Origin of the sequence: Streptomyces albicerus (genome assembly GCF_008905045.1) — a bacterium.
In the GTDB taxonomy this organism is placed as follows: domain Bacteria; phylum Actinomycetota; class Actinomycetes; order Streptomycetales; family Streptomycetaceae; genus Streptomyces; species Streptomyces albicerus.
In genome coordinates this window covers 84,045-99,287 of sequence record NZ_VWMY01000037.1, presented here as the reverse complement: position 1 = coordinate 99,287, position 15,243 = coordinate 84,045, and the positions used below count along the sequence as shown (strand labels likewise).

Annotated in this window: 11 protein-coding genes; 4 read left to right on the top strand and 7 right to left on the bottom strand. The window is 67.2% G+C overall.

Annotation, left to right across the window (positions count from 1 at the left end; genetic code table 11):
• Window positions 1-26: 26 nt before the first annotated feature.
• The 4 genes from GAS53_RS31350 (at window position 27) to GAS53_RS31340 (ending at window position 3,270) form a co-directional block, all read left to right on the top strand.
• The gene (locus GAS53_RS31350; protein ID WP_151481110.1) at window positions 27-992 is read left to right on the top strand and encodes an RNA polymerase sigma factor; all 966 of its coding nucleotides are present in this window, start codon (window positions 27-29) and stop codon (window positions 990-992) included.
• Between the two features lie 151 nt (window positions 993-1,143).
• Entirely contained in the window at window positions 1,144-2,064 is a 921-nt protein-coding gene (locus GAS53_RS31345) for an alpha/beta fold hydrolase (RefSeq protein ID WP_151481109.1), read from the top strand.
• A gap of 307 nt (window positions 2,065-2,371) precedes the next feature.
• The gene (locus GAS53_RS55390) at window positions 2,372-2,542 is read left to right on the top strand and encodes a hypothetical protein (RefSeq protein ID WP_192583353.1); all 171 of its coding nucleotides are present in this window, start codon (window positions 2,372-2,374) and stop codon (window positions 2,540-2,542) included.
• Between the two features lie 2 nt (window positions 2,543-2,544).
• Entirely contained in the window at window positions 2,545-3,270 is a 726-nt protein-coding gene (locus tag GAS53_RS31340) for an SDR family NAD(P)-dependent oxidoreductase (RefSeq protein WP_151481108.1), read from the top strand.
• Between the two features lie 101 nt (window positions 3,271-3,371).
• Here the strand turns inward: GAS53_RS31340 and GAS53_RS31335 are convergent, their stop codons facing one another.
• The 7 genes from GAS53_RS31335 to GAS53_RS31305 form a co-directional block, all read right to left on the bottom strand.
• On the bottom strand, window positions 3,372-6,308 hold the full coding sequence (locus GAS53_RS31335) for a discoidin domain-containing protein (RefSeq protein ID WP_151481107.1): 2,937 nt from the start codon (window positions 6,306-6,308) through the stop codon (window positions 3,372-3,374).
• 90 nt (window positions 6,309-6,398) lie between these two features.
• Window positions 6,399-7,874: a glycoside hydrolase family 32 protein gene (locus tag GAS53_RS31330; protein ID WP_151481106.1), complete on the bottom strand. Its 1,476-nt coding sequence runs from the start codon at window positions 7,872-7,874 to the stop codon at window positions 6,399-6,401.
• A gap of 140 nt (window positions 7,875-8,014) precedes the next feature.
• Complete coding sequence (locus GAS53_RS31325) at window positions 8,015-10,312, bottom strand: glycoside hydrolase family 3 N-terminal domain-containing protein (protein WP_151481105.1); 2,298 nt, start codon at window positions 10,310-10,312, stop codon at window positions 8,015-8,017.
• 65 nt (window positions 10,313-10,377) lie between these two features.
• Entirely contained in the window at window positions 10,378-11,265 is an 888-nt protein-coding gene (locus tag GAS53_RS31320; protein ID WP_151481104.1) for a carbohydrate ABC transporter permease, read from the bottom strand.
• Window positions 11,266-11,271: 6 nt separating this feature from the next.
• A complete protein-coding gene (locus GAS53_RS31315) occupies window positions 11,272-12,258 on the bottom strand; it encodes a carbohydrate ABC transporter permease (protein ID WP_151481103.1) in 987 nt (328 codons plus the stop codon).
• Window positions 12,259-12,292: 34 nt separating this feature from the next.
• Entirely contained in the window at window positions 12,293-13,591 is a 1,299-nt protein-coding gene (locus GAS53_RS31310; RefSeq protein ID WP_151481102.1) for an extracellular solute-binding protein, read from the bottom strand.
• 397 nt (window positions 13,592-13,988) lie between these two features.
• Window positions 13,989-14,996 (bottom strand): LacI family DNA-binding transcriptional regulator, encoded by a 1,008-nt coding sequence (locus GAS53_RS31305; RefSeq protein WP_151481101.1) that lies wholly within the window; start codon window positions 14,994-14,996, stop codon window positions 13,989-13,991.
• Between the last annotated feature and the right edge of the window lie 247 nt (window positions 14,997-15,243).

The window sequence follows — 15,243 nt, the reverse complement described above, 5'->3', positions numbered from 1 at the left end:
CGTGTCGTGGGCCGGGAGGACAAGGTATGAGCGGGATACCGGGAGACACCGGGCCTGCGGAGGACGCGGCGCTGACACGGGCCGCGCAGGCGGGCGATGCATCGGCTCTGGCAGTGCTGCTGGAACGTCACCGGCCCGGGATGCGCGCGGTGGCGCTCAGCCTGCTGGGGCCGAGCCCGGACGTGGACGACGTCATGCAGGAAGCGGCGCTGGTGGCGCTGCGCCGGATCGTGGACGTGCGCGATCCGGAAGCCGTGGGGCCATGGCTGCGCATGGTCGTACGGAACAGCTGCCGGACCCTGCTGCGTGCCGCGCAACGTGTCGAGCCCATGGAGTCGGTGCCGCTGCCGTCGGACGGCGGCACACCCGAGCAGATCCTGCAGAGCCACGCGCTGCGGGACTGGATCTGGGAGGCCGTCGAGGCGTTGTCCCCGACCCTGCGCCTGCCGATCGTCCTGCGCTACTTCTCCACCGGGATCACCTCGTACCAGCAGATAGCCGAAGCCTGCTCGGTTCCCGTCAGCACCGTGCGCAGCCGGCTGAGCCAGGCACGGGGCGCCCTCGCCCGGACCCTTACCGCCACCGCGGCCGCCGCGCACGAGGACGTGACACGCCGTACCGAAGCCAGCTGGCAGGAGGTGCTCGCGACACTCGCGGCCGCCGAGCGCGGCGAGTTCGGCAAGGTGGTCAAGGACCGCTACTCCGCCGAGGTCTCGCTGCTGACCGGAGGCCGGCGGCTGGGCGGAGCGGACCTCCTGCTGGCGGGGATGGACTGGGACCTCTCGGCGGGGGTGCGCCAGCGCCCCTTGCACGTGGTGGCCGGCCGGTCCCTGGTCGTCTGGGAGATGGAGCTGGTCAACCCGCCCGACGACCCGGACCACTGCCCGCCCGGTGTCGCCTGGATCATGTCGCTGGACGGCGGTCGCTTCGACCGGGTCTCCCTCTACCACGCATCACGCCCTGAGGCCGCGCCCGCTCCTGCCGCGGCCTGAGTCCTGGGCTGCAGACCGGGCGCGCGAGGCCGGGCAGCTGGCACATCGCCCCCGGCAACATGACCCAGATCACATACCGGCGATAAAACTTCTCGGATTCCGGAGCGTCTTGTCGGTGTCACTGACACCTGCGGACCCTACGGAGATCCCGATGAACACATCCACCGCGCACACCGACCCCCTCTCCCCCGGAACCCACTCCTACCAGAGGGGCGGAGTCGTCCAGCGGTATCACGTCCACGGCAGCGGCCCGGTGTGCGTGGCGCACTCCGGCGGTCCCGGCATCTTCTGGGACTACCTGCGTATGCCCGCCCTCGAAGAGCACCTGACGATGGTCTACGTCGAGCCCGTCGGCACCGCCGAGGACAGCCGTCTCCCCTCGCACCCGCACGGTTACACCCGGGAGAGGTACAGCCGCTTCCTGCAGGTGCTGATCAACCGGCTCGGCGTGCCGAAGGTGCACCTGCTGGGGCATTCGCACGGCGCGTTCGTGGCCGCCTACCACGCCCTGCACCGTCCCGAGCAGGTGGCGGGCGTCGTGCTGTACGAAGGCGCGCCCGTCACCGGTCCCGAACACGGCGCGGAGGCGGGCCGCATGGTGGAGGCATTCGCCGCGAAGCACGCCGGCCATCCCGGACTGCCCGATGTGCTGGCCGCGTTCGGTGCGATGTCCGGCATCTCCAGCGACGAGCAGACCGTGGCGGTCGCCCGCGGGGTGCTGCCGTCGTACTTCGCCGACTACTGGGGCAACGAGAAGCGACTGGCCCCGGTCCGGGACGCGGTCCGGGCCACGTACATCTCGGGCCTGGACGAGAACCTCGAACCCGATGTCATCGACGATCGCGCCGCCCTCAAGGCACTGGAGCCGCCGGCTCTGGTCGTCGTGGGCCGGCACGACGTGATCTGCGGGCCTCGCTGGGCCCTCGAACTCGACGAGCTGATCCCCGACTCGCAGCTGCTGGTGCTGGAGAACAGCGGCCACATGGGGCACATCGAGGAGCCCGAGCTGTTCGCGGGCGCGGTCCATGACTTCGTCCTGCGGACCGGCGGCCCGCGGGACGGAGCCGCGTAGGCACCTCACCACGTGCGTCGGCCCGCAGCGGGCCGACGCACGTGAACCCGGTGCGAGGCCTGGCTCGTCGCTGATCCGTCGCCGAGACGTTCTCCGGGAGGATGATGTTGTCTCGGTGCCACTGCGCCGCGACCTGGCGAAGGACAACGGCGTCACCGAGACCGAGCTCACCGAGGCCATCACCCACCTCACGCCCAGCAGGTCTCCAAGCGTGAACGGACGTGTCGTACCGCTCTCGTACCGCTCTGGAAACGGCGCGATACGCGTTCCGGAGCGGCGACCACGAAACGGGAGGACACTCTTTCCCATGCGAGAACCAGTCATGCGCCTTGCCGGCGACCTCCGCGTCGGCGAACGGGACAAGGCAGCCGCCACAGCGCCTCTCGGCGTGACCGCGCTCCCGGCGACGGTGTGCGCGGGCCACAGGCTCGCAGCCGTGATGCTCGGCGGGCCCTCGTGTGTCGAAGGGATGCTGTGATCGTGAGCCGGATCCTGGTGACCGGTTCCGCGGACGGCCTGGGACGTGCCGCGGCAGATGCGCTGCTGGCCGCCGGACACGACGTGGTGGTGCACGCCCGGAACCAGCAGCGCGCGGCGGGCCTCGACACGCTGGTCGACCGTGGGGCCCACCTCGTGGTGGGCGACTTCACGGAACGTGACGCCGTACGGCGTATCGCCGCCGAGCTGAATGACGCGAAGCCGCTCGACGCCGTCATCCACAACGCCGGCGTGTGGAGCGGACCGGCGGTCATGCCGGTCAACATCGTCGCGCCGTATCTGCTCACGGCCCTACTGCGCGGGCCGCGCCGGCTGGTGTACCTGAGCAGCAGCTCGCATTTCGGTGGGCAGCCCTCGCTCGACGGGGTCGACTGGCAGGGCAAGAGCGCCGGCTCCTACTCCGACAGCAAATTGTTCGTCACGACGCTCGCCGCTGCGGTGGCTCGCCTGCGCCCAGAGGTGTTGAGCAACGCAGTCGATCCAGGCTGGGTACCGACGAGGATGGGCGGACCGGGCGCACCGGACGACCTTGAACTCGGCCATCGGACGCAGGAATGGCTCGCCTCCAGCGACGAACCTCAGGCCCTGACCACCGGCGGGTACTGGTACCACCGCGAGCTGCTGCAACCCCACCGCGCCGTCCACGACGAGGCGTTCCAGGACCGCCTCTTGCGGACGCTCGCCGAGGAAACGGGCACCGCGCTCTGAGCGGTCGGGAGCGTTGACGGCATCCCCGCAACACCCTCGTCACCCGCCTGGTCGGGGCGTCCTTCGACAGCATCGAGACGACAGCGCCGAGCCAACCGCGGTCACTTGTAGACGTTAAATTCTGCGATTGACCACCAGCTACCCGCGACGCTGCCGGTATTGACAACTTTGATGTAGCGAGCTGTCTGCGACGGGAGGGATACCAGTTGGACTCGTTGGCCGTCAGTTACGGAAGAAACCTTGGTCCAGTCGGCGCTGTCCGCAGATACGTATACGTCCGCGCTTCGCGCGTAGTCGCCGATACTGCCGCCGACATCCAACACAATCTTGTTGAACGTCTGCGTTTGTCCCATGTCCACTTGAATCCAAAGACCATCGTACTGCCCTGTTCCGGAGCTGTACCGATTGCCAGAATCGCCGTCCAGTATGTTTCCGGGCGCATCCCACTGACTTGCGTCCGAGGCCGTTGCGGCCCAGCCGGTCCGCGGCAGCGCCGGGCCCAGATCCATGACGTCGAACGACGATCCGCCTGCGTCTACTCCACTGGTCCCCTTCACGGAAACCGTGACCTTCCCCGCTGCAAGCCCCTTCGGAACGTAAGCGCTGATACTCGTGTCCGACCAGTTTTCTATTTCGGCATTGACTGATCCGAAATACACCGTACCCAGCCCTTGCGCGCCACCGAAGCCAGAACCGCTGATCGTGAACTTGGAGCGCGGTATGCCCTGATTCGGGGTCAAACTACTCAAGACCGGCGCCGGAAAGTCCGACAACTTCTTGGTTGTGAACATCGCCGAAGTCCCGCTTGGCAGCGTATAGGTGTACGAGCCGTCGGTGGATATCCTGAAACTCTTACTGCCGGCGGTCCCGTTGAATACTACGGTAACCTGCGACCCTTCCGTGCTGGTCCACGTCTTCATCTGGAGGCCGTTTGATATCGCTGTCGGAGCTGCGATCGAACCGGATCCACGCGAAGACCCGTACACATTGATGTCACCGATGGACCACCAGAAACCGGATGCCGCGGCACTGACGATGCGAATGTACCGTGCCGTCCGGGTCGGCAACGTGACGGCTACCTTTCCTATGCTCCCGCTGCCGTTTGCAATCGCGCTACCCCAATCGGCACCATCGTCCGACACGTATATCTGATACTTACTGACGTAGTCGAACGAATTGTTCACGCCGGTGTCGAGGACGATTTTATTGAAGCTCGTAGGGCTCCCCAGATCGATCTGGAACCAGTCGCCACTCGTCGTCCCGTGCCCGAGACTCCACCGTGTCTTGATGTCGCCATCGATCGCGTTTGCGGCCACACCCCAATCGGCCTGCGCCGAAGCCGTGACGGTCCACTTGCTACGACTCAGCGCCCTTCCTGTCGTCTCGATAGAAGCTCCGATCGGCAGGGAATACGTGACCAGCTTGTCTCCGGTACGGATGGCATTCTGATAAGACAGCAGTGCCGGATCGTACGTGACAGCGACCGGACCGGATGCCGACTCGAACATGAAGTCGTGTGTCGGATCCGAGACCTTGGTCGCTGCAGGGGTACGGCCGCCCTGCGCAGGCCCGGAATATGTGAAGGTGGCGGCGTCGCCGGCGTTCAGGGTGTAGTCGAAGGAGCGCGTCCCGTCCGCAACGCTGAAGGTTTTCGCGGCGCCTCCCGAGTTGTACGCGATCAGGACCTTCGATCCATCCGGGTTCTGGAACGCAACGTTCTCTATGCTTCCTTCCCCGAAGGTGTTCGAGTAGATCCGACGTGCTCCAGGCTTTACGAACCTGCTGGCGTGAGCGAGGGCGTAGTAGTCCACGTTGTAGGACACCCGCCCGTCGGTCGGATCAATCGTGAGCAAGCCCCGACACATGGGTATACCGTCGGTGTCGCTGTTGAGCGGGCCCATATCGGGGTCGAGTGCGATGTTCCACAGCATCACGCCGTTCGCCCAATTACGCGTGCCATTGATGATCCAAGTGCCAAGTGCGTCGCTGAACGCTGTCTGCTTACTGTCCTGCCAAATCCCTCCAGTTGCTTCCGTGATGTAGGTTTCTTTACTCGGGTAGTCGTTGTGGACCAGGGTCTGGTAGTTCGGGTTGCCGCTGTAGATGTGCCATCCGGTTCCCGCCGTGTACTTGGAGGCAGCGGGATCGCTGAAAATCGTCTCGGGATACGAGGGAACATCCCAGTTGTGGTCCCAGGCCAGAATCTTCGTGGAAATCCCATTGGCCTCAAATGCCTTGCCGATCTCCTGGATCAACTCGGATTCCTGGTAAGCAGACAGGAACATCCCGGGCCAGGTGGGAGTACCCATGGGTTCGTTTTGCGGCAAAATGTAGGAGATGGGCACGCCGGCTTCGCCGTAGGCTTGTATGAACCTTACGAAGTAGTTGGCCAGCGCCGAGGTGTACTCACTCTTGAGAGTGCCTCCTATTATCGAGTCAGAGGTCTTCATCCAGCCTGGTGGGCTCCACGGGTTTGCCATGACCTTGATGGACGGGTTGAGCGAGAGAGCCTGCCGCAACGCCGGAATGATGTACGGCACATCATGCCGGATGGAGAAGTTGGACAGTGTCGGATCAGTTTGCCCTGCCGGCATGTCGTTATAGGAGTAGTTCCCGGACGCGTTGAAATCCGTGGCGCCCATCGGAGAGCGGAGCAGACTGAGGCCGATGCCCTTCGAGGGATCAAACAGGTTCTTCATCAGCTTGGTCCGCTCAGCAGTGGACAGCTTGTCGATGAGCCAGGCGGAGGAGTCGGTCATAGCTGCCCCGAAGCCTTGGACCTTTTGGTACTTGACGCTGTCGTCGATCTTGATCGTCAGCGGGTTGGCCGTCTTCTTTGTTCGGAACAGCACATCGCTTTGGGCGGCAACCCACTTTTCGGCTGACACGTCCGTCCGCCAAACATGCACGGAATTTCCACGTGAGGCTTGCTTCGGCTGCGGGGCGGCGAAGGCGTTCCCGGAAACCTGGGTCCAGGCGGCGGCGACACCAACGGCGGTGCTGAGGAACTGGCGTCGTCCGAGACCGTATGTGCTCATCGAAGTCCTCCTACGGACCTGCTTGTTCAGTACTTTCGGAAGGGGGCGGGGCAGAATGCCAAGGTGGGGGACCGACAGTTGGGGTCGGCTCTACGGCGACGTCAGCGCCGGCTCTACGGCGCCGGTGCTCGGCTCCTTGATCACGAGCGGGTTGAGCTCCCACGCGTCGACCGCGTAGCCGAGGCTCGTACCCCGTGCGGTGCGGGCCTGGAGTCGCCACGGGCCTTGCCCTGTCGGGTAGCAGCGCAGCGTGAGGACCTGGCCGGTGGTGGTCAGGAAGATTTCGGCGATGGAGTGGTCGACGACCACGCGCAGGTCGACGGGTATGCCGGTGGGGCAGGGCATCCGGTAGGAGCCGCCGCGGGCCCGGGTGTCCAGTGAGGCGTGGTCACGGTCGACGACCAGTTCGCCCGCGTCGGCATCGAGGCGGATGTCGAGGTACTCGGAGCCGTCCGGGGTGGTGAGCAGCCGCAGACCCGCGTTTCCGGTGGGCTCCAGACGGGCCGTCAGGTCGAAGGCGCGGCCCACGCTGCCGAGGTCCACCGGCTGCGGGTCGTCGGTCACGCCCGCCGCGTGGACAGCGTGCTCGCCGCGCAGGGCGAGCAGTTCGGTGGCGGGCTGCTGGCGCAGCGTGCCGTCGTCGTCGACATGGATCTCGCGGGGCAGGGTGAGGACGCCGGCCCATCCGTCCGCGACGGCCCAGGCTTCGTCGCGGGCTTCCCATGACCAGCCCCACAGCAGCCACCGGTTGCCCGGTGCGCGCAGCAGGGCGGGTGCGTAGCAGTCGGGGCCGTGGTCGACAGGTACCGCTGGGTCGGCCTTGAAGTGGCCGTCGTGCTCTTCGCCGATCAGGGCTGCGACGCTCTGCGGACCGGTGGGTTCGGTCCATGCGCTGAGGATGAGGGTGCCGCGTCCGCCGGCTGCCGGGAGGTACTGGGGGCATTCCCAGCCCTCGCCGGTGTCCAGGTCGGTGCCGCTGATCGGCTCCTTCTCGCGGGCCGCGAAGGGCCCCCGGTAGGTCCAGGTCTCCAGGTCGGGTGAGTCGTACAGGAGGGCGGCGGCGCGGCCGTCCGCGAGGGCGGCGCCGACCAGCATCCGCCAGCCGTCGCCGTCCTGCCACACGTACGGGTCGCGGTACATGGTGCAGCCCTCGGGCAGTTCGGGGATGAGCAGTTCGCCCCGCGGGCGGAAGCTGCCGCCGTCGTGGGAGACGGCGCAGGTGACCGGCTGGTGCTGGAATGAGCGGTCCTCGCGGTGCGCGGAGTAGAAGGCGACGAGACGGTCGCCGTCGGAGACGGCGTTGCCGGAGAAGCAGCCGTCGAGGTCCACGCCACCCGGGGTCGGGGACAGGGCGATCGGCAGCGGCTCCCAGCTCAGCAGGTCGGGACTGCGGAAGTGGCCCCAGTGCAGGTTCGCGTGGGTCGCTCCGTACGGGTTGTACTGGTAGCACACGTGGTAGTGACCGTCGTGGAAGACCAGCCCGTTGGGGTCGTTGATCCAGTTGCGGGGCGGGCGCAGGTGCGCGACGGGGTAGTGCGGATCGCGGGGTGTGGGCGTGGTGGACACACGCGTGCCTTTCGGTATGACAGAGGGGCCCGCCCCGCCGGCCCTCGGTTCGGCGGGGCGGCGGGCCGACGGGGCGGGGGTCTTCCAGCCCGCACACGGCCTTTGGGTCCAGATGCGGCCTTCAGATTCGGATACGGCCTTCAGGTCCGGATGCGAAATCCCGTGCTCAGCTGCTGCTCCCGCCGTGAGCTGGGACCGACGCGGAGTGCGAACTCACCTGGTTCGACCACGCGTCGGTTGTCGGCCGTGACGAGTGAGCAGTGCGCGGCAGGGATGCTGATGTCGACGTCCAGGGTTTCGCCGGGAGGGATTTCGACCTGGGTGAAACCCTTCAGCTCCTGCTCGGCCCAAGTGACGCTGGTGGTCAGGTCGCTGACGTATGCCTGCACCGTTTCCAGGGCCGGACGGCTGCCGCTGTTGGTGAGCCGCACCGTGGCGTTGACGGTGCCGTCAGCGGTGACGTCCGGGTCGTGCACGACGAGGTCGGTGTAGGTGACGGTGGTGTAGGTGAGGCCCTCGCCGAACGCGAACAGGGGGTCCTGGGTGAGATCCGCGTAGCGGCTCCCGTGCTGGCCTCGCACCTGGTTGTAGAAGACCGGTTGCTGTCCGACGTGGTGTGCGAAGGAGACCGGGAGTCGGCCGCTGGGTTCGATGAGTCCGAGGAGGAGTTCGGCGACGGCGCGGCCGCCGCGCATGCCCGGGTTGAACGCCTCGATGAGTGCTGCGGCGTTCAGTGCGGAATCAGGGAGGGCACTCGGCTTGGACTGGGCGAGTACGACGATCACCGGTGTGCCGGTGGCGGCGAGCGCGTCCAGCAGCGCGATCTGGCTTCCTTGGAGGTCGAGCGTGGCCGTCGAGCGCCCCTCGCCCGTGAGGGCGATGCTGTCTCCCACGACCACGACGGCGTAGTCGGCGGCCTCTGCCGCGGCAACGGCCTCCCGAAGCTGTGCCTGGTCGACCGGGGCGGGGGTGAAGACGGGCGCCTGCGGTTGGCCATCGGGTCCGATGGACCACTCGGGGGCATGGGCGGGGCTGGCGATGTCGGCTCCGCGGGCGTGCGTAACGGTCCAGTCAGCCGGTACGACGGCGCGAAGGCCGTCGAGCACCGTCTCCACCGACTCGCGTGGATGTCCGTCGGGCATCCACGGGACCTGGCCGGTGGCCCCAGCCCAGTCGCCGAGCATGGCTTCCGGGCTGTCGGCGTTGGGGCCGATGACCGCGATCGTCCGCGGTGTGCCCCGGCTCGCGGCGCGGCCGGTTCCGTCCGAGGTCAGCCCGCCTTCCAGGGGCAGGAACCCCTCGTTGCGCAACAGCACCAGGGAGCGTCGGGCGGTCTCCAGGTTGAGGTCGGCGTGTTCGCGCGAGCCGATCACCCGCGCCTGCCGCTCGGGGTCGGGGGTGCGAGGGTCCTCGAAGAGCCCGAGCTCGAACTTCAGCCGCAGAACCCGCCGTACCGCGTCATCGATCTGTTTCTCGTCGACCAGGCCGCGGGCGACCGCCTCCTGCGCGCCCTCGAAGAACTGCGGCGTGGCCATGATGAGGTCGTTCCCGGAGTTGACGGCGACTGCCGCCGCCTCGGCGTAGTCGGCGCAGGTCCGCTGGTCGTAGACCATCCGGCCGACGTTGTCCCAGTCGGTCACCAGCGTCCCGGTGAAGCCCCACTCGCCCTTGAGTACGTCATTGATCAGCCACTGGTTCGCGGTGATGGGCACCCCGTCGATCGACTGGTAGCCGAGCATGAAGGCGCGGCAGCCGGCCCGAGCCGCCCGCTCGAACGGGGGCAGGAACCACGAGCGCAGCTTGCGCGGGCTGAGATCGGCTTCGCTCGCGTCGCGCCCGCCCAGGGTTTCGGAGTAGCCCGCGAAGTGCTTGGCGTACGCCAGCACGGCTGTCGGGTCGCCGAGGCCCTCGCCCTGATAGCCGCGCACCATCGCCGCCCCGAGTTCACCGATCAGGAACGGGTCCTCGCCGAACGTCTCGTTGATCCGGCCCCAGCGCAGGTCCCGGGTAATGCACAGCACCGGGGAGAACGTCCCGTGGATTCCCGTCGCCGCGATTTCGGTCGCGGCCGCACGGGCCGCCCGGTGGAGCAAGGAGGGGTCCCAGGTGCAGGCCATGGCCAGCTGGGTCGGGAAGATGGTCGCGCCCGGCCAGAACGAGTGGCCGTGGATGCCGTCGTCGGCGGTCAGCAGCGGGATGCCGAGGCGTGTCTGCCGGGCCAGTTCCATGGCCTGAGGCATCAGGTCGGGAGACACGTGCAGGACCGATCCGGCCAGCTTGGCCGCCACGATGTCCGCCAGGTCGCCGTGTTGTGCGTCGAGCATCAGCAACTGCCCGACCTTCTCCGGCAGGGTCATCCGTGACAGCAAGTCCTCGATCCTTGCCTCCACGGATGCTTCCGGATCCAGGTACGCCGCAGAGCGGACCGGCTGTCCCACTTTGTTCTCCAGGTGATGAGTCGTCACAGGTAAGGGATTCGTTGCCGACAGCGGGCGTCGGAGTGTCACTTCAGGCCGGTGGTGGCGATACCGGCCACGAACTGGCGCTGGAAGAGGAGGAAGACGATCATCACCGGCAGCAGGACCACCACGGCACCGGCGAGCAGGATGCCGAAGCGGGTGAAGGACTGCCCGCTGCTGGCCAGGGCGAGACCGACGGGGAGGGTGTACTGGCTCTCGTTCTGGGCCACGACCAGGGGCCACAGGAAGTTGTTCCAGGAGCCGAGGAAGGTGATGATCCCGAGGGTGGCGAGGGCCGGTTTGGTCAACGGCAGGATGATCTTCGCGAAGATGGCCAGTTCGCGGCAGCCGTCCACGCGGGCGGCGTCGATCAGCTCGTCGGGCAGGGTGGAGATGAACTGCCGCATCAGGAACACCCCGAAGGGGCCGGCCAGGAACGGCAGGATCAGTCCGAGCATGGAGCCGGTCAGCTGCATGTTGGACACCAGCACGTACAGGGGGACGAAGGTGACCAGGCCGGGGATCATGAGCGTCCCCATGACCAGCAGGAAGACGGCGCGCTGTCCGCGGAACTCCAGCTTGGCCAGGGCGTATCCGAGCATCGAGCAGAAGATGAGGTTGCCCGCGGTGACGGCGAGGGCCACGAGCACGGAGTTGGCGAACATGCTCGTGAAGTCGAGCGTGCTGAACAGTTCGCTGTAATTGACGGTCGTGGGCGCCGTGGGTATCAGGACCGGCGGGACCCTGCGGATGTCGGCCTCGGGTTTGAAGGAGCCGGACAGCATCCACAGGAACGGCGCGATCATCAGCAGCAGGGCGCCGGCGAGCGGCAGATACAGCCAGGGTTGGCCCCAGGTCTGGCGGATGCGGCGGCGCCTCAGGACGCGGTCCGTACCCGGGTGTGGCGTCTGGAGAGTGGAGAGGGTGCTCATGGGTCGTCAGTCCTTGTCTCGCAGCACGCGGAACTGCAGCACGGTCAGCGCCACGATGAGGACGAAGATGACGTAGCTGGCGGCCGACGCCATCTCGTAATTGCCGTTGCCGAACTGGTTGTAGGCGTACAACGTGGCCGACAGGGTGGAGTCCAGCGGCCCACCGCCCGTCATCACGAACGGCTCGTCGAAGAACTGCAGATAGCCGATGCCCGTGGTCACGGCGGTCAGCAGCAGGGCCGGACGCAGGAGCGGGAAGGTGACCCGCCAGAACCGCTGCCAGGGCCCGGCGCCGTCGAGTTCGGCCGCCTCCATCAGGGACTGGGGGACGGACTGCAGACCCGCCAGCATGATGATCATGACGGTGCCGAGGTTGCGCCACACCGCCATCACGATCATGACGGGCAGAGCGAAGCGGGTGTCCGCCAGCCAGGCCGGGCCGTCGATCCCGAACCAGCCCAGGACGAGGTTCACCAGTCCCGCGCGGGGTTCGAGGAGCGTTTTCCACACCACGGCGACCGCCACGATGCTGGTGATCACCGGCAGGTAGAAGCCGACCCGGAAGACTGCCCGGAAGCGTTGGATGCCGCTGTTGAGTGCGACCGCTGCGGCGAGCCCGGCGGCGAGCGTCAGGGGCAGGGCCACCAGGACGAACACGGCCGTGTTGCGCAGGGCCGTGAAGAACTGATCGTCCTGGAAGAGCCGCACGTAGTTGTCGAAACCGATGAACGACACGTTCAGGGGTGTGCGCAGGTCGGCGCTACTAGTGTCGGTCAGGCTCATCAGCAGCGACCAGACCAACGGCAGCAGCATGAAGGCCGCGAACAGCGCGAGGAAGGGCGCGGCCAGGATCCAGGCGGCCCGGGCCTGCCTGCCGCGCGCCATGCCCCGGCGCGGGGAACGCCGGCGTTCGGCACTCCGCTGCGGCCCCGCGGTGCTCTGCTTGTTGGTGTCGCCCCGCCCGGGGAGCGTTTTCGTGGACATGGATGTCATCCGTCCCTGCGAGGGGTGCTCATGGCGGTGGCGCTCAGCGGCCGGTGCCGATGCTGGTGGCCTTGGACTGCAGCGCCTTCTGCACCTCGGCGACGGTGGCCTTGCCCAGGGCCAGCTTCTCCAGTTCGGAGTCGATGGCGTCGGCGATCTGCTGCCAGGTCGTGATGGCGGGCTGCGCCTTGCTGACCTTGAGCTGCTCGTCGAACGGCTTCATGTTCGCGTCCGCGCTCAGATTCCCGTCCGACCACGCCTGGGGCGAAGAAGGCAGGCTGCCGGTGGCCTTGACATAGGCCGCGAGGTTGGTGGGCTCGGTCAGGAACCGGGCGAACTTCCATGCCGCGTCGGGGTTCTTGGCCTCCTTGAACACCGCCAGGTCGGTGCCGCCGGCGAACCCGGCCGGCTGCTCGGAGTACGGCACCGGCATGGTCTTCCACTTGCCGTCCAGCTCCGGGGCGTCCTTGTGGAGGCTTGCACCGGCCCACGCGGCCTCCTGGTAGGTGGCGAGCAGCCCGTCCCGGAAGCCCTGCACGTTGTCCGACCTGTCGGTCGGCGCCATGCCCTGCTTCGGGACGCTTGCCCAGTACTCCAGCGCCTTGGCGACCTCGGGCGTGTCGAAGGTGAACTTCCCGGTCTTGGCGTCGTAGATGTCACCGCCCTGCTGCCAGACCATCGGCACCCAGAAGACCCAGGAGTTGAAGCCCATCACCAGCCCGGTGGCATGGCGCAGCTTGGGGTTCTGCTTGCCCGCGGTGGCCTGGATGGCCTTGAGGTCCTTCAGGTATCCGTCCCGGTCGCCGGCCAGTGCGCCCTTGATACCGGCCTTCTTGGTGAGGTCGGTCCGGTAGTAGACCACCGTGGTGTCGGCGGTGAACGGGACGCCGTAGGAGGCGTCCTTGTACTTGGTGGTGTCCCACTGGCCGGGGTAGAAGTCCGACGACTTGATCGATGTCGGGGTGGCTTGGAAGGCGTTCATGGCGGCCATCTCGGCCATCCAGGTGCTCCCGACCATGGACATGTCCGGTGTGTTTCCGCCGGCGACCGCGGTGGTCAGCTTGTCGTGGGCGGCGTCCCACGGGACCGAGGTGATCTTGACGTCGGCGTCCGGGTTCTCCTGCTCGAACTTCTTGGCCAGGTCCTTCAGGGCGGGTTCGATGTCGCCCAGGTTCCACATGACCACCGTCCCCTTGGCCTTGCCCGCGGCTATCTCGGCGGGTGCGTCGTTGCCGGGGCCGGAGTCCTCGCTCCGGCCGCAGCCGGTGGCCACCAGGGCTGCCGTGACGGTGACGCACAGGGTCTGGACGGTTCTGACGGTGTGACGGGTGGTGATACGCATGATGCGGCTCCTTGCCGTTGGGCGATACGGGCGCGGGGGGGCGAAGGGTGAGAGCGGGCGGGCGCCCGGATGGGTCAGCACACGAGGGAGGCCGTCTGTGGTGACAGCGGCACCGGCGGTCAGTCGCGGGTCGCGCTGGGAGCGTCCGACGCGGAGTGGGTTGCGGCCGGGCGGGGTGTGCCGGACGCTTCGTTCGGTGTCCCGGATCGGGCACGCTCGAGCGGAAAGATGTATGTGGGCGGTGCCGCGTGAACGCAGGTACAACCGCCTGGAGTTGTGAGGCGGACGAGGCCGCAGAGGCTCTGCCGAGGTTTCAAGGAGACGGAGGCGGTGCGTCACCGGCAACGCACCGCCCGGCTGCGAGGCGCCAACACTTGCGCATCGCGATGACGTCGCGTCAGTTCGGGCTCGGCTCCAACGTCGAGCCACGGATCACGAGGCTGGTGGGAATGATGCGCGAGGGGGCGGCCTCCGGCGATCTCCGCACGTGGTCGAGCAGCAGACGTGCCGCTGCCTCACCCATCTCCCGCATCGGCTGGCGGATGGTGGTCAGTGCCGGATAGGTGTACGACGCCAGTTCGATGTCGTCGAACCCCACCACGGCCACATCCCGCGGAATCCGAAGGCCGGCCTCATGCAGGGCGGCGAGCACACCGGCCGCCAAGGGGTCGTTGTGCCCGAAGACCGCGTCGAATGCCACGCCGTCCGCGAGAGCCTGTGCGACCGCGCTCCGGGCGCTGTCGAACAAGAAGTCGCCGCGGATGATGCTGCGTTGGTCGAGCTCGATCCCGACCTGCGCATAGACGTCGACGAAGCCGTCCAGCCGTTCCTGAGTACAGCCGTACTCCTCGGGACCGGTCACGACCAGAGGGCGACGGCGGCCGAGGTCCAGCAGGTGGCGCGCCGCCTGCTCACCGCCCTCCCGGTTGGTGGTGGCCACATAGGGGAATCCCGGCCGCTGGAAGCGATCGTCGATCAGCACCACCGGCAGTCCGGCTTCGTGCAGTTCGGTGATGGCTCCCAGGGCCCCCTCGGGCTCTATCACCAGCAGACCGTCGAACGACTTGGCGGCGACCTGCAGGCCCAGTCTGCGCAGTGACTCCTCACCGCGGTTCACGGTGAGCATGCGCAGTCCGAAGCCCTCGGTCTCCAGCGTTTCGACGACCGCCTGCACTATGCCGGCCCAGGCCCAGGCCATGTCGGGGACCAGCATGCCGATCATCTGTGTCGTGCCGCGTGCCAGGCCCACTGCCCCGGCGCTCGGCACATAGCCGAGCTCCGAGATCGCCTTGCGGACCTTCAAGACGGTGTTCTCGTTGATCTCGCCCTTGGCGTTCAGCACCCGCGAGACCGTCGTCTTGCTGACCCCGGCCCGCGCGGCCACGTCGGCGATAGTGACTCCCATGTCACCTCCCCTCCCTTCCTGCAGCGGCGGAAGACTTCCTCCCGCACCGAAGGGCCGATCGTACAGAGCCTCGTGGAACCGGTACCGGAATCGGTTCCGGAACCGGTTTCGGTAGCGGTTTCGGTAGCGGTTCCGGCAGTGAAGCACCGAGAGGCTCGGCCGGTCAACACACCGGAAACAACTCGTTCACGCGAATTTCGGCGCGCGACCGCTCCCTGGTCCCGACGACGTCGCGGAAGTCCGCCGG

Excerpts from the sequence above, each read along its gene's own strand:
- GAS53_RS31350 (WP_151481110.1), top strand. The coding sequence starts at position 27 with ATGAGCGGGATACCGGGAGACACCGGGCCTGCGGAGGACGCGGCGCTG.
- GAS53_RS31320 (WP_151481104.1), bottom strand. The coding sequence starts at position 11,265 with ATGAGCACCCTCTCCACTCTCCAGACGCCACACCCGGGTACGGACCGC.
- GAS53_RS31305 (WP_151481101.1), bottom strand. The coding sequence starts at position 14,996 with ATGGGAGTCACTATCGCCGACGTGGCCGCGCGGGCCGGGGTCAGCAAG.
- GAS53_RS55390 (WP_192583353.1), top strand. The coding sequence starts at position 2,372 with ATGCGAGAACCAGTCATGCGCCTTGCCGGCGACCTCCGCGTCGGCGAA.
- GAS53_RS31335 (WP_151481107.1), bottom strand. The coding sequence starts at position 6,308 with ATGAGCACATACGGTCTCGGACGACGCCAGTTCCTCAGCACCGCCGTT.
- GAS53_RS31345 (WP_151481109.1), top strand. The coding sequence starts at position 1,144 with ATGAACACATCCACCGCGCACACCGACCCCCTCTCCCCCGGAACCCAC.
- GAS53_RS31310 (WP_151481102.1), bottom strand. The coding sequence starts at position 13,591 with ATGCGTATCACCACCCGTCACACCGTCAGAACCGTCCAGACCCTGTGC.
- GAS53_RS31315 (WP_151481103.1), bottom strand. The coding sequence starts at position 12,258 with ATGACATCCATGTCCACGAAAACGCTCCCCGGGCGGGGCGACACCAAC.